Source organism: Desmonostoc muscorum LEGE 12446 (assembly GCF_015207005.2).
Lineage (GTDB): Bacteria > Cyanobacteriota > Cyanobacteriia > Cyanobacteriales > Nostocaceae > Nostoc > Nostoc muscorum.
Genome location: NZ_JADEXS020000001.1, coordinates 925,358 through 939,866, shown reverse-complemented (window position 1 = coordinate 939,866; position 14,509 = coordinate 925,358). Strand labels below are relative to the sequence as shown.

Genomic DNA, 14,509 nt, shown 5'->3' with positions numbered 1-14,509 from the left:
ACTAACAATTCATATCATGTCCGCCTAATTAGTTATAATTCCCGCATCTGTGCAAAAACCAGGAAACCCTCTTTCTCCCTGCCCCCTGCCCCCTGCTCCCCTGCCGTCTTAATGATAAGTTTTTAACCGGACATGATATCAGTGGTGGGTTCAGCAGCCCACACTGATTGTAACTACGAATTACGTAAGCGTTGCGGTAGCGACGTTCGCGTAGGGTCTCCCCTTGGGAGAAGGAGCGTCATTATCAATTACGAATTATGTTGACAATCTTTACCGAAGAAACCTAGTTTCTGAATTCTGCTTTTTTTCAATCAACAACAACGAATATCTCCATGACCATACCAACCACTAAGCTCGGGAAAACCGGATTGACCGTTTCGCGCCTCTCTCTGGGCACCATGACCTTCGGATTGCAGACGGACGAAGAAACTTCCAGGCAGATCCTCGACACCGCCGCCGATGCTGGTATCAACTTTCTAGATACAGCCGATGTTTATCCTCTTGGTGGCGGGCTTGCTACTGCTGGTAGCACCGAAGAAATCGTTGGGCGCTGGCTGAAAGGCAAACGCGAACATTTTATCTTGGCTACTAAGGCTGTAGGCAAGGTTGGCCCTGCACCTTGGGATCAGGGTGCTTCGCGTAAACATATTCTGGATGCGATCGATGCTTCTCTAAGACGCCTGCAAACAGATTATATCGATTTGTATCAATTGCACTCCGACGATGCCTCAACCCCCCTTGATGAAACTCTAGAAGCATTGGATACGGTAGTTCGTGCTGGTAAGGCACGCTACATCGGGGTTTCTAACTTCTTGGCTTATCGACTCAGCCGTGCCTTGGGTCGTGCTGATGTGCGTAATCTAACTCGCTTCGTCTCGATTCAGCCCCGCTATAATCTATTATTCCGCGAAATTGAGCGGGAACTATTGCCCCTGGCGCAAGAAGAAGGACTGGGTGTAATTCCGTACAATCCTTTGGCTGGTGGTTTGCTCACCGGCAAACACAGTCTTGCTCAAGGCCCCACCGCAGGTACACGTTTCACCTTGGGTGCCGCCGCAGAACGTTATCAAGAACGCTACTGGCGCGATCGCGAGTTTAATACTGTCGAGGAATTACGCACAGTGGCGGAGTTCGCAGGATTGTCACTCACCACCTTAGCAATAGCTTGGGTTCTAGCTAATCCAATTATTACAGCCCCGATTATTGGTGCTAGCCGCCCAGAACAACTTGCTGACAGCCTCAAGGCTTTGGAAGTAAAACTTGATGACAATTTGAAACAAAAACTAGACGACATCACCACTGAATATCGCAGGGGAGATTCTCTGCGTTAGGGGTTTTAAGAATTTCAGACGCGATTCATCGCGTCTCTACAATCTGGGCTGATCTGAACTTTATTGAATTATTTAGTTATACCAATGATTAAACGCCGTCGTTTTCTCAATGTTGCTACATCAGGTCTATCTGGTTTTTCTCTGGCATATCTGTTAGAACCTATCCCACTAATAAGATTCTTTGAATCCAGAGATGGATAGTAGCAAGGTCAATGAATGAATCAAAATATACTTTCTGTCGCTCCCAGCGAACAACCAAACGACGATATTTACGTTGATACCAAGCAAAACAACGCTCTTGCTGGAATCTTGGAGCAGAGATTTTGATGGGTCTGCCTTTGTTTTTCTTTGTTTTCCAGACTCGTTTTGGTATTTGGGGTCGAATACCCCGTTTGCGTAAGTTGGCGCGTTGTTGTTTGGAGTCATAACCTTTATCGGCAGCCAGTACCTTGAGCCGTTTACGTGGTCTACCACGCTTCAAAGTTTTAAGTTTTACCTTATCAAGTAGGGGTAACACCTGCTCTTTCTCATTACCGTTGGCTGGAGTCGTACAGTTAGAAAGGGGCATTCCATTACCTTCTGTAAGTGTGTGTATTAAGATACCTTTACCTTTGCCACCATAAGCAACTTCTTCACCCCCGCCCTTCCCAGGGGGAAAAAGACCCGTCAACCGCGCCGAACTCCCAGTTTATCAGCCCTTTCTCATTTGCGATCGCTAACACACGCGCTTGTAAATATTCAAATGTTCCATCTGAACGCCATCGCTTTAACCATCGGTGGGATGAGCTTTTCGATGCCCAAGTATCCCCCCTTGGTAGATCGCACCATCGACATCCAGTAATCAGAATGTACAACAGACTATTTAATACATGGCGATACGGCGCATGAGGCATTCCTTTACCACGCTTTTCTGACTCAACGGGAAATATATCTTCAAACAATTTCCATTCCAAGTCACTCAATCCTTCAAAACGTCCAGCCATAGCGTGATCCACTCTTCTTAGTTGAAAAGTAGATTACCACAATCTGGCATTAGTGGGATAGGTTCTAGGAAGTTGTAGCCAACAAAGCCAACAAAATATATTAAACAGCGCTACTAGCGGTTCAAGTTCCCTTGGTATCAAAAGTAAAGTTCTCCGTATGGGGTATCAGAGTGCAGGGGATCTTGTAAGAAATCGTCAAGTATTAGAGAAACGCTTGGAACCGCTGGGAATCAAGGTGGAATGGGCGCAATTTGTCCAAGGGCCCCAACTGATGGAAGGAATGGCTGCGAAAAGAGTTGACGTGGGTTCGGTGGGAGAAACGCCACCCATTTTTGCCCAAGTAGCTGGATCAGAACTGGTTTATGTTGTCGGTACGCAAAGAAACAAAAGAACAGGGACAAGTAGTGTTATTGCTGTGCCTCCAGAGTCTCCACTGAAAAAATTTGAGGAGATCAAGGGGCAAGAAGTTTATTTTCAAAAAGGCTCAGCATCCCACTATTTTATTCTCAGAGCCTTGCAGTCAATTGGCTTGACCATCAGAGATATTAAAATCAAAAGTATACCAACTATCGAAGCGCGGGCTGCTTTTCTCGAAGGTAAAATTCCAGTTTGGATGACAGGAGATCCGCATTATGCGATCGCCGAAAAGATGGGTCGAATTCGTGTCCTGAGAGATTCTGTCGGGCTAGATTCTCCTGGTGGCTATTATATTGCTGACAGGAAGTTTGCCGAAGAAAACCCTGGCTTGCTCAAAATTCTCATTGAGGAACTTCATGCTCTCGATAAGTGGGCAGATGGGCATCGAGATGAAGTAAAAAAATTGATGATCACTCAACAAAAACTTGATGAGGATGTAGCCACAAGGGTGATGTCTCGTCGCACTTTCGTTGGACGCAGAGGCCTTAGTCCCGCACTGATTGCAGAACAACAACGTGTGGCAGATTTGTTCTTTGAGCAGGGTGTCATACCGAAGAAAATCAACATTCAGGATGCGCTACTTCCGCCTGATTTGTATGCTGCAATCACACCTGCTGAAATTATGGTTTAGAAACTACAGGAGAATTCAGAATTCTGAATTCTGAATTCTGAATTCAGGAGTAAAACATGCTTTATACCTGGTTACTCAATTTAACGCCATAGGGCGGCTAGATAAGCCGTCCATTTTTATTTTACAGAACAGCTTGCTACTACGAGAACGACTTTTATGATCAAAAAGATCAGACTTTCTAAATCTTTTCAACGTGCTGCCGATGCGCCAAACTTACCTGATACTCCATTTAGGTTCATTTGTTATTTCGTTAACCAGTTCCGCTGGTGGTATTTGGCAATGGTGATCCTGGAGGCAACACACGCAACCTGTGGTATTATGTTGCCCTATGCCATTGGCGAGATCATCCGCAGCGTCACGCGATCGACTGGCGACAGCAAGTCCATTTTTGAAGCTATCAGCCAACCGCTGATGCTGTTCACGGCTTTGAGTGTGGGTGAAGTTGTCTTCGGGCGATCGGCTGGACTCTTGCAGACTATTCTCCATCCAATCCACCGACAGCACATCGTCCGCTCCCTATATGCCTACTTACAGTACCATTCCCATCGCTACCTGAGCAGTAGTTTTGCAGGGGCATTGGCACATCGCATCGGTGAAACCTCTCTGGGTGTCACCCAGACGATGCAAATGCTGATTACTGAATTTATGTCTGTAATCGTTGTGTATATTGTATCCGCGATTTTACTATATCGCGCCTATCCTCCCCTTGCTGCATTCGTGGGCGTGTGGGCAGTTCTGTTTATCAGTATTTCCTTCTGGCTGGCAACTCGCTGCCGAATTTACTCCCGGAAAGCCGCAGCCGCAAGAAGTGAGACAACTGGCATGATCGTAGATGCGGTGACAAATCTCAGCAGTAGCCGACTGTTTGCTCGTCTGGATTTTGAACGACGCTATTTGAATGACCAATTAAAGCACGAAATCAAAGAGGTGAGAAAGTCCAACTGGTACTCGGAGCGAATTCGCTGGTTTCAGTTCATCTCAGCAGCCATTCTGAAAATCGGCACCCTGTATTACTCGGTTTCTCTCTGGAGTCAAGGACTAATCGCTACTGCTGACTTCGTTGTGGCAACTAGTCTGTCGCTGTTGATCATCAGTGAAGCCCGCAATTTGAGCCGACGATTTCTAGAATTCTTTGAGCATATTGGTAATGTCGCCAATGGTGTCTCCGTAATTGTTCAACCCCATGAGTTGATCGATCGCGATCAAGCGATCGCTCATCCCATCACCCAAGGTAAAATTGAGTTTCGGCAAGTGTATTTCAACTACTCGGCAGGCAAACAAGTCTTTGAAAACCTCTCCATCACTATCCAACCAGGTGAGCGTGTTGGCTTGGTGGGCTTTTCCGGCTCTGGAAAATCTACCTTTGTGAATTTAATTTTGCGTCTTTTTGACCCACAATCAGGGCAAATTCTCATTGATGGGGTCGATATTCGAGATATGACTCAGAATGCCCTACACGCCCAGATCAGCTTAATTCCCCAAGATCCATCTCTGTTCCATCGCACATTAATAGAAAATATTCGTTACGGACGCATAGATGCAACCGATGAGGAAGTGATTGAGGCCGCACGCAAAGCTTATGCCCACGATTTTATCGCTCAGATGAAGGAGGGTTATGATTCTTTGGTGGGTGAACGCGGTGTTAAATTGTCTGGAGGACAAAGACAGCGGATTGCGATCGCTCGGGTAATCCTCAAAGACGCCCCAATCCTAATCTTGGATGAAGCCACCTCCAGTCTCGATTCAATTACCGAAAAAGCAATCCAGGATACCCTAGACTTAGCAATGGATGGCAAAACCGTAATTGTGGTAGCTCATCGCCTGTCCACCATTGCCCATCTAGACCGGATTCTGGTGTTCGAGCAAGGGCGGATTATCGAAGATGGTACCCACGCCAAACTCCTGGCACGGCGGGGTGGCTACTATAGGTTATGGAAAATGCAGGCAGGTGGATTTTTACCTGTAGAGGCTAGTAAGAACTAGGGAGTGGGGAGTGGGGAGTGGGGAGATGAGGGAGATGAGGGAGATGAGGGAGATGAGGGAGATGGGGAGCAGAGGAGAAGTTGCTGCAATCTTTCCTCTCTGCCTCTTGTGCCCAATGCCCAATGCCCAGAGAATGAAAAACTGCTATATTATAGCTTTTCCAGAAATGACAAGGAATGGCATCGGTATTCGCACGGCGCAAGTGCGTCATGAACGGCTCATTGGTCAAATTCACGTCTACGATGGCGCGGGGAAAGGTAAATCCCAGGCGGCTTTAGGGGTGGTTTTGCGTTCGATTGGGTTGGGAATAAATACACCTAGTAATTCTAACCGGGTTTTACTGCTGCGGTTTTTAAAGGGGCCGGAACGTGATTATGATGAAGATGGGGCGATCGCAGCTTTGCAACGTGGCTTTCCCCATTTAATTGACCAGGTTCGGACTGGGAGAGCCGAATTTTTTGGCCCAGAAGAAATTACTGCTTTTGACAGAGATGAAGCGGCGCGGGGTTGGGATGTTGCCAAAGGTGCGATCGCCAGTGGTTTATACTCAGTTGTGGTTTTGGATGAAATTAACCCCGTCTTGGATTTGGGTTTGCTACCAGTGGATGAAGTGGTGAAGACGTTAAAATCTAAACCCCAAGAGTTGGAAATCATTGCTACCGGACGCGCTGCACCACAAAAGTTGCTCGATATTGCAGATTTGCACTCAGAAATGAAACCCCATCACCACCCAACAGCTAAAGCACTCTTTCTGAATGGGATTGAAATTTATACTGGTGCTGGCAAAGGTAAGTCTACGAGTGCTTTGGGCAAAGCCTTACAGGCAATTGGTAGAGGAATCAATCATCCAGGGTCTACCCGTGTATTAATTATGCAGTGGCTCAAAGGTGGTACTGGGTACACAGAAGATGCAGCGATCGCCGCTTTGCAGCAGTCATATCCAGAAGTGGTGGATCATCAGCGTTGCGGTGGAGATGCAATTGTCTGGCGGAATTCCCGGCAAGAATTAGACTACGTGGAAGCCGAACGGGGTTGGGAAATTGCCAAAGTTGCGATCGCCTCTGGGTTGTATAAAACAATTATTCTTGATGAACTTAATCCCACAGTAGACTTGGAACTACTCCCCGTTGAACCCATTGTTCAAGCTTTGCTCCGCAAACCCCGCGACACTGAAATTATCATCACTGGCCGCTGTCAAAATCAACCGGCATACTTTGACTTGGCTAGCGTCCACTCAGAGGTTTACTGCCACAAACACTATGCAAATCAAGGTGTAGAACTCAAACGAGGCGTAGATTTTTAAGTTGGGGCATGGGGCATAGGAAGAGGACATGGGGACGCGGGGAAAGATTACAGCAACTTCTCCTCATCTCCCTCATCTCCCTCATCTCCCTCATCTCCCTCATCTCCCTCATCTCCCCACTCCCCACTCCCCACTCCCCACTCCCCACTCCCTCTTTTCAACACAGTCTATTGCAGTAATTGCTGAAACTGCTTTTCACTACGCACTTTGCTAAAGTCTGGGTCAGTTTTGGCTAACTTTTTGTACTTTCCAGGAACAAGTTGAATTGCTCGGTCTAGGTTTTCAATTGCTAATTCTACATTGCCCTGTAAGGCATAAGAACAAGCTTTGTTGTAATATGCTTGGTGCAAATCTTTTTTGATGGCGATCGCTTTGTTATAAGATGCGATCGCTTCTTGATAGCGTTGCAACTTTGTCAAGGCAATGCCTCGGTTAGTTAAAGCTTCATACTTGTTAGGCTTGATGGCGATCGCTCTATCATACGATGCAAGAGCGTCTTTGTAGCGTTGCAGAGATGTTAAAGCTATGCCACGGTTATACCAGGCTTCATCTTTGTCTGGCTTGATGGCGATCGCCCGATCATAGGATGCAATCGCTTCTTGATAGCGGTGCAGGGATGTTAAAGCTATGCCACGGTTTATCCAAGCTTCAGCAATCTCAGCTTTCATGGCGATCGCTTTGTCGTATGCTTTGATTGCATCTTCGTAACGCTGTCTATCTAATAAATTATTGCCTTGAGCAAATAAAACTTGTGCTTTTTGACTAGCCTTCGCTTCTACAAAAAGCTGGGTTACATTACTTTCCTGTACAACTTGTGTGGTATTTTCTGTCCATGAGTTTGCGCCATCACTACAACCAAATGCAAAAAAAACTATTAAGCTAGATGCAACCAACCCTTGCCTAAAAACCATGCTGTATCTACAGAACTTATAATTCTGTTATGAACATTTGTTATTTTTTGAATATTATCAAAATACACTAGTTTTTACTCATTCCTTTCTTTATATTTTGATAAAAAACTTTGCTGAAATTTTATAATTGCTTTTTTATTTCAATTTTAGCTGATAATAACATATTCAATGCACATCAACCAATTGCTTAATTTAGAGCCTGCTTAGCTAAAAAAACGGTAATTTCTGTTGCTATGTAGGCAGCGATCGCACTCGGAATGCTAATTTCCTTTTTGATTAATCAAAGTGCGATCGTGCTAGTTTTTCATCACTTCTGATCTCGGATTTAGGCGTCTGCAATTAGCCCAGAGTTAATCCTGTTGTTGGGGGTTGCCAAACTTGGGCAAATTGCTGTACAGCTAATACAAGCCTGCTATCTAGTGTCAGTTTATAAGAGAGTGGGGCGTTTGATCCCCAATTCCCAATGTTTTTTACTGGCGATCGCGCTTTTTTAGATAAGTATCAATAAAAACAGTTGAAAATATCTTATTAACGATTAAGTGAAGCGTGAGTGAAAGTAATTAAGTATTCTAGATGACGCAGTATGAAGATATAAGAAACTAATCTAGTCTTAAGCCAACCTTAAACTTATCTTAGAGATTACCTACGTATACTGATTTCACAGAAGTTTTTGGTAAAAAATGTAAACAATGTAAATTTTTCCACAAAAATTGTCCTGCGTCTCAAAGCAATTTTGAAATAGGACACTGATACTAACTGCTTAAGGAATTTTACTGTTGTTTTCCGAATTTGATGTTTGAATTGCAACTCTATTTATTCCCAGCCATCAAAACGTTGATTTTGGTGGGTAGATGAAACTGCAAGCTTGCGATCGTCACCAGAAGCAGGCAAGGAAAAACATGGCTGTCTTTCTTGCAAAAGAACTGAAACAAGGATTATTTTCACAAAGTTTTAGAGATTTGGAGATTTACCAAAAATGGGTAACCAATACCATAACCTGGCTGAAAGTGCCTTCACGCAAGACTGGACAGATACAGCGCTAATCGCAACAGATGATGATTGGAGCAGTGTTCCCAGTATTATTGGCTATCGTGGAGACAATTTAACATCCTCAACAGGTGTAGATCCGCAAACAGTTGTTGCTGATGGTACATATAGTCCTGTAGATGTCAATGCCAACGAGATTAATCCTAATACTTTCACTACTGGTGGTGTTGCTGAGTTTGAACTCTCTAACCCAGTAGTTGCCCTGAATGGATCGGGTACAGCAGATGCGCCCTTTGTGGTGATTCATTTAAATACTGTAGGTGTCACAAATATCAACGTTTCCTACAAACTGCGCGATCTTGATGGTTCCATAGACAATGCTATCCAGCCAGTAGCTTTGCAGTACAGAGTTGGTACATCGGGCGACTTCATCAACATTCCGGCTGCTTTTGTAGCTGATGCCAGCACAGGGCCAAGTGAGGCAACTATTGTTACCGCAGTTAATGCCGTGTTACCGACAGCAGCAGAAAATCAATCCCAAGTGCAGTTGCGTATTATCACCACAAATGCTGCTGGTAACGACGAGTGGATAGGAATTGATGACATTAATATTTCATCGACTCCCAGTGCTTCCCCCAACGTCCAAATCACCGAATACATGTACTCTGGTGGTAACGAAGAATTTATCGAGTTTACTAACCTTGGTAACAGTCCAGTGGACATGACCGGCTGGAGTTTCGATGATGATTCTCGCACACCTGGTACTATCGATTTGAGTGCTTTCGGCATCGTGCAACCGGGAGAGTCAGTAATTTTAGCAGAAAGCGCTGATGCAGCCTTCCGTACAGCTTGGGGTTTATCTAATTCAGTCAAAGTCATCGGCGGACTGACGGCAAATTTGGGACGGGAAGACGAGATTAACCTCTTCGACAACAACAACCAACTTGCCGATCGCCTCACATACGGAGATCAGAGATTTTCTGCCACTGTTCGCACACAAAATACTAGTGCTTGGACGGAAGCAGAGAATCTCACACCCACTGAAATTACTCCTGCATGGCAGCTTTCAGTTGTGGGCGATGGTCAAAATTCCTACACCTCTACCAATGGTGATGTTGGTAACCCAGGCGTTTATTTTACAGGTTCTACAGCAATTCCTGGTGTAATCATCACTCAATCTGATGGCAGCACTGATATCGCTGAAGCTGGCGCAACTGATAGTTATACAGTTCTACTGCGTCAGCAACCCACCGCAGATGTGACCATCACCATTGATGCTGATAGTCAGTTGACAACTAATCCTGCTACCTTGACCTTCACTGCACAAAACTGGAATATCGGCCAAACTGTGACAGTGACAGCAGTTGATGATACTGCATTTGAAGGTAATCATACTGGAGCGATCGCCCACGTTGCCAGCAGTAATGACCCTAACTACAATGGCATCACTATTGCTAGCATCACCGCCAACATTACTGACAACGATTCACCTGACAGTGGTGCCTTCACCATCCAAATCACCGAGTACATTTACTCTGGTAGCAACGGCGAATTCATCGAGTTTACCAACCTCAGCACCAATCCCATAGATATGGCGGGCTGGAGTTTTGATGATGACTCCCGCATCGCTGGAACCTTCGATTTGAGTGCCTTTGGAATTGTGCAAGCTGGAGAGTCCATCATCTTGACAGAAGAGGATGCTGCGACTTTCCGCGCCGCTTGGGGTTTATCTGATTCAGTCAAAGTTATTGGCGGACTGACAGCAAATCTGGGGCGCGAAGACGAAATCAACCTCTTCGACAACAGCAACCAACTGGTCGATCGCTTCACCTATGGAGATCAGAGATTTCCTGGTACAGTTCGCACACAGAATGCTAGCGCCTGGACAGAAACAGAAAATCTTGCACCCACTGAAATTACTGCTGCATGGCAGCTTTCTGTTCTCGGTGACGGTCAAAATTCCTTCACATCTACTGGCGGTGATATTGGCAACCCAGGCGTTTACATTACGGGTTCTACACCAGCGCCTGGTGTGATTATCACTCAATCTGATGGCAGTACCAATATTGCCGAAGGTGGTGTAACAGACCAATACACAATAGTCTTAAAAAGTCAACCGTCGGCAAATGTCATTATTAACATTACCCCTGACTCCCAGGCAACAACGAGTGTAACTGCCCTCACCTTCACCCCTGCTAACTGGAACGTGGCTCAAACAATCACAATCACAGCAGTGGATGATGCCATCATCGAGTCCAGCCACAGCAGTACTATTACGCACACGGCAACCAGCGCCGATGCTAGCTACAACGGAATTAATATTCCCACAGTTACCGCCAGTATTACCGATAACGATTTCGGTTCCCTGAAAAAAATTGGTGGTATTGGTGGTAATGGGGCTGAAATTACTGCCTACGATGCGGTTACTCAACGACTATTCGTTGTTGATGGCACGGCAAATGTGCAAATTCTCAATTTCAGTGACCCCACCAACCTGACAGTATTTTCGGTCATCGATCTCTCTGCCTATGGTATCAGTGCCAACAGTGTAGCTGTGAAAAACGGCCTAGTTGCCATTGCCATAGAAGCTGCTAATGGCGTTGACCCTGGCAAAGTTGTTTTTTATGACACTGCGGGTACATTTCTGGGGGATGTAACAGTCGGGGTGCTACCTGACATGGTGACATTTAGTCCCGATGGTACAAAGGTTCTCACCGCCAACGAAGGACAACGCAGTGGCAATGCCGATCCCATTGGTTCGGTGAGCATTATCGATGTTTCCCAAGGGGTGGCGGCTGCTACCGTTGCTACAGCCAGCTTTACCAGCTTTGACGGTCAGGAAGATGCACTCAGAAGCCAAGGTGTTCGCATTTCCCCAGATAAAACTTTTTCCCTCGATGCCGAACCAGAGTACATTACCTTTTCCAAAGATGGAACTCAAGCTTGGGTAACGCTGCAAGAAAACAATGCGGTTGCAGTGGTGGATGTTGCGACTGCTACTGTCAACCAAATTTTGCCTCTGGGTGTTGTTGACCATAGCTTACCAGGAAATGAATTCGATGCTAGCGATCGCGACAATGGAATCAACATCCGCAATTGGCCAGTATATGGGCTATTTATGCCCGATGCGATCGCTTCCTTTAACGCCAACGGTCGCACCTACTACGTGACGGCTAACGAAGGCGATACCCGTGATGATGATGCACGAGTCAGTTCATTAACTCTCGATTCCATCCAGTTTCCTGATGCAGCAACACTCCAACAACCAAATAACCTCGGTCGGCTAACGGTTTCCACCATCGATGGAGATACCGATAATGATGGCGACTACGATCAATTATTCGTCTACGGCACTCGCTCCTTCACTATTTGGGACGACCAAGGTAAATTGCTTTATGACAGTGGCGCAGCCTTTGAGAAAATTACTGCTCAACAAGTTCCCAGTCTTTTCAACTCCGATGGCGAAGCTGCCAATAGTTTTGACACCCGCAGCGATAATAAAGGCCCAGAACCAGAAGGCGTGACAGTAGCCGTCATCAATAATCGCACCTATGCTTTCATTGGTTTGGAACGAGTTGGCGGGGTGATGATATATGAAGTCACCAACCCAGAAAAACCCCAATTTATCGAGTATTCCCCTTCTCAACCAGGTGATCTTGCTCCCGAAGGTCTGGTTTTTATTGCCGCCAATGACAGCCCCAACGGCAAAAATTTGCTGGTTGTCTCCAACGAGGTGAGCAAAACCCTTACCGTCTATGAAGTAAATCTGCCCACTCGCATCAGTGATATCCAAGGTGCAGCACACCGTTCTCCTTTGGAAGGTCAACAGGTAACTGATGTAACGGGAATTGTCACTGCTGTGCGTGCCAACGGCTTTTACCTGCAAGACCCAAATCCCGATGCTAATGATGCTACTTCGGAAGCGATTTTTGTTTTCACAGGTTCTACGCCGACTGTAGCCGTTGGTGACGACCTAGAGGTTAGCGGTACGGTAACGGAATTCCGCCCTGGTAACAATGCCAATAATCTCAGCATCACTCAAATTACCAGCCCCACAATTGTCAAGTTATCCAGTGGTAATGCTTTGCCCAGTGCTACTATTCTTGGCAACGGTGGCAGAACTATTCCCAATCAGGTGATTAATAATGATGCTGTCCGTGGAAATGTAGAAAATCCTGGCACATTATTTGACCCGGCTGAAGATGGCATTGATTTCTACGAAAGCTTGGAAGGAATGTTAGTACAGGTAAATAATCCTGTGGCAGTTAGTCCGACAAATTCCTTTGGTGAAATTTGGCTGCTGGCAGATAATGGCGCCAATGCCACCGGACGCACAGCGCGAGGCGGTATCGGCATCAGCCCCAATGATTTCAATCCAGAACGCATCCAAATTGATGACGTTTTGTTGACCTCTGGCTCGCCGGATGTGAATGTAGGTGCTACCTTTGACACAATTACGGGTGTGGTCAGTTACGATTTCAACAACTACGAAGTCCTACCAACTTCGGTGACAGTTACTTCACCAGGTTCTCTGAGTCGAGAAGTGACTGACCTGATTGCAACTACAAATCAACTGACAGTTGCCACCTTCAACGTTGAAAACCTTGACCCTAGCGATGGTGTAACCAAGTTTAACAACATTGCCGATCGCATTGTTAATAACTTGAAATCACCGGATATCATTTCCATAGAAGAAATTCAGGACAACAACGGGGCAACGAATGATAGCGTAGTTGATGCCAGCACCACCTTCCAAACATTAATTGATGCAATTATCGCAGCTGGTGGCCCCACCTACGAATATCGGCAAATCAACCCAGTGGACGACACTAACGGTGGTGAACCCGGCGGAAATATCCGCGTGGGCTTCTTATTTAACCCCAGTCGTGTTGACTTTGTAGATAAACCCGGTGCTACTTCCACTTCCAACACCACAGTCACCAATATCAATGGTGTTCCCACCGTTTCTGCTAGTCCTGGTTTGATTGACCCAAGCAACTCTGCTTTCACCGCCAGTCGCAAACCGTTAGTAGGTGAATTCACTTTCAACGGTCAGACTGTGTATGTTGTAGCCAGTCACTTTAATTCTAAAGGTGGCGACCAACCATTATTTGGCCCCAATCAACCGCCAACTCTCACCAGCGAAACCCAGCGCCAGCAGCAAGCTACGGTGGTGAAAAACTTTGTTCAGAGTGTTTTGGCGATTAATCCCAACGCCAATGTCATAGTTGCAGGTGACTTGAATGATTTTGAGTTCTCCAACCCCCTCACCACCCTAGAAAGCGGTGGACTGAATACGCTAATAGAAACTCTGCCAGAAAATGAGCGTTACACCTACAACTTTCAAGGTAACGCCCAGACACTAGACCATATTTTGGTTACTAACAACTTACTCAATAACCTGGATGGATTTGATGTAGTTCACATCAACTCGGAATTTTACGACCAAGACAGCGACCATGACCCCGTTTTAGCTCGGTTTAATCTGCCAGTAAATCTAATTAATGGTACACCAAAGCGTGACAACCTAATTGGGACATCTGGCGATGACATCATCACTGGTTACCAGGGAGCAGATAGCCTTACGGGTGGTGCTGGTAGTGACCAGTTTGTTTATACCAGCCTCCGGGATGGGCGGGATATGATCGCTGATTTTACTCCAGGTAGTGACAAGATTGCCTTGACTCAACTCTTCCAAAGTCTCAACCTTGGTAGCCTCGATTATACAACTGCAACGGCACAGGGCTATTTGAGCTTTAGTACTCAGGGCAAAAATACCAGTATTTTCATTGACCAGGATGGCACAGCCGGACTTACATATCGCGCTGTACCACTGGTAGCCGTGCAGAATGTATCGTCAAGTGTTTTAGCCAACTCTGCCAACTTCGTGTTCTAGGTTTTCCACTAGGGGCGATCGCAATTTTATAACTTTATCCAGAATTGCGATCGCTCCAATTCCCAAT

The 14,509-nt window shown here is 45.9% G+C and carries 9 protein-coding genes; 5 read left to right on the top strand and 4 right to left on the bottom strand.

Annotation, left to right across the window (positions count from 1 at the left end):
• Window positions 1-332 precede the first annotated feature (332 nt).
• On the top strand, window positions 333-1,331 hold the full coding sequence (locus tag IQ276_RS04040; RefSeq protein ID WP_193922211.1) for an aldo/keto reductase: 999 nt from the start codon (window positions 333-335) through the stop codon (window positions 1,329-1,331).
• Window positions 1,332-1,491: 160 nt separating this feature from the next.
• Here IQ276_RS04040 and IQ276_RS04035 read toward each other — a convergent pair whose 3' ends face one another.
• Window positions 1,492-2,001, bottom strand: coding sequence for a transposase (locus tag IQ276_RS04035; RefSeq protein WP_193922219.1), 510 nt, complete (start codon window positions 1,999-2,001; stop codon window positions 1,492-1,494).
• Window positions 1,964-2,314 carry a transposase gene (locus IQ276_RS04030; protein WP_193922221.1) on the bottom strand — a complete coding sequence of 117 codons (351 nt, stop codon included), beginning with the start codon at window positions 2,312-2,314 and terminating at the stop codon, window positions 1,964-1,966. Before IQ276_RS04030 ends, IQ276_RS04035 begins: the two co-directional genes overlap by 38 nt.
• A gap of 157 nt (window positions 2,315-2,471) precedes the next feature.
• Here IQ276_RS04030 and IQ276_RS04025 point away from each other — a divergent pair, with 157 nt between their 5' ends.
• From IQ276_RS04025 to IQ276_RS04015, 3 genes are all read left to right on the top strand, one after another.
• Complete coding sequence (locus tag IQ276_RS04025; RefSeq protein ID WP_228043431.1) at window positions 2,472-3,362, top strand: aliphatic sulfonate ABC transporter substrate-binding protein; 891 nt, start codon at window positions 2,472-2,474, stop codon at window positions 3,360-3,362.
• A gap of 156 nt (window positions 3,363-3,518) precedes the next feature.
• Window positions 3,519-5,345 carry an ABC transporter ATP-binding protein gene (locus IQ276_RS04020; protein WP_235115412.1) on the top strand — a complete coding sequence of 609 codons (1,827 nt, stop codon included), beginning with the start codon at window positions 3,519-3,521 and terminating at the stop codon, window positions 5,343-5,345.
• A gap of 166 nt (window positions 5,346-5,511) precedes the next feature.
• Window positions 5,512-6,648, top strand: coding sequence for a cob(I)yrinic acid a,c-diamide adenosyltransferase (locus IQ276_RS04015; protein WP_190884591.1), 1,137 nt, complete (start codon window positions 5,512-5,514; stop codon window positions 6,646-6,648).
• A gap of 167 nt (window positions 6,649-6,815) precedes the next feature.
• Here IQ276_RS04015 and IQ276_RS04010 read toward each other — a convergent pair whose 3' ends face one another.
• Together IQ276_RS04010 and IQ276_RS40025 are read right to left on the bottom strand one after the other, a co-directional pair.
• Window positions 6,816-7,559 carry a tetratricopeptide repeat protein gene (locus tag IQ276_RS04010; RefSeq protein ID WP_190884590.1) on the bottom strand — a complete coding sequence of 248 codons (744 nt, stop codon included), beginning with the start codon at window positions 7,557-7,559 and terminating at the stop codon, window positions 6,816-6,818.
• Between the two features lie 813 nt (window positions 7,560-8,372).
• On the bottom strand, window positions 8,373-8,504 hold the full coding sequence (locus IQ276_RS40025) for a hypothetical protein (protein ID WP_255264300.1): 132 nt from the start codon (window positions 8,502-8,504) through the stop codon (window positions 8,373-8,375).
• A gap of 31 nt (window positions 8,505-8,535) precedes the next feature.
• Between IQ276_RS40025 and IQ276_RS04005 the strand changes: the two genes are divergently transcribed.
• Window positions 8,536-14,442 carry a choice-of-anchor I family protein gene (locus IQ276_RS04005; protein ID WP_193914435.1) on the top strand — a complete coding sequence of 1,969 codons (5,907 nt, stop codon included), beginning with the start codon at window positions 8,536-8,538 and terminating at the stop codon, window positions 14,440-14,442.
• The last annotated feature ends 67 nt before the right edge of the window (window positions 14,443-14,509 follow it).

Coding starts and splice junctions, on each gene's coding strand:
- IQ276_RS04005 (WP_193914435.1), top strand. CDS start 8,536: ATGGGTAACCAATACCATAACCTGGCTGAAAGTGCCTTCACGCAAGAC.
- IQ276_RS04020 (WP_235115412.1), top strand. CDS start 3,519: ATGATCAAAAAGATCAGACTTTCTAAATCTTTTCAACGTGCTGCCGAT.
- IQ276_RS04025 (WP_228043431.1), top strand. CDS start 2,472: ATGGGGTATCAGAGTGCAGGGGATCTTGTAAGAAATCGTCAAGTATTA.
- IQ276_RS04010 (WP_190884590.1), bottom strand. CDS start 7,559: ATGGTTTTTAGGCAAGGGTTGGTTGCATCTAGCTTAATAGTTTTTTTT.
- IQ276_RS04030 (WP_193922221.1), bottom strand. CDS start 2,314: ATGGCTGGACGTTTTGAAGGATTGAGTGACTTGGAATGGAAATTGTTT.
- IQ276_RS04015 (WP_190884591.1), top strand. CDS start 5,512: ATGACAAGGAATGGCATCGGTATTCGCACGGCGCAAGTGCGTCATGAA.
- IQ276_RS04040 (WP_193922211.1), top strand. CDS start 333: ATGACCATACCAACCACTAAGCTCGGGAAAACCGGATTGACCGTTTCG.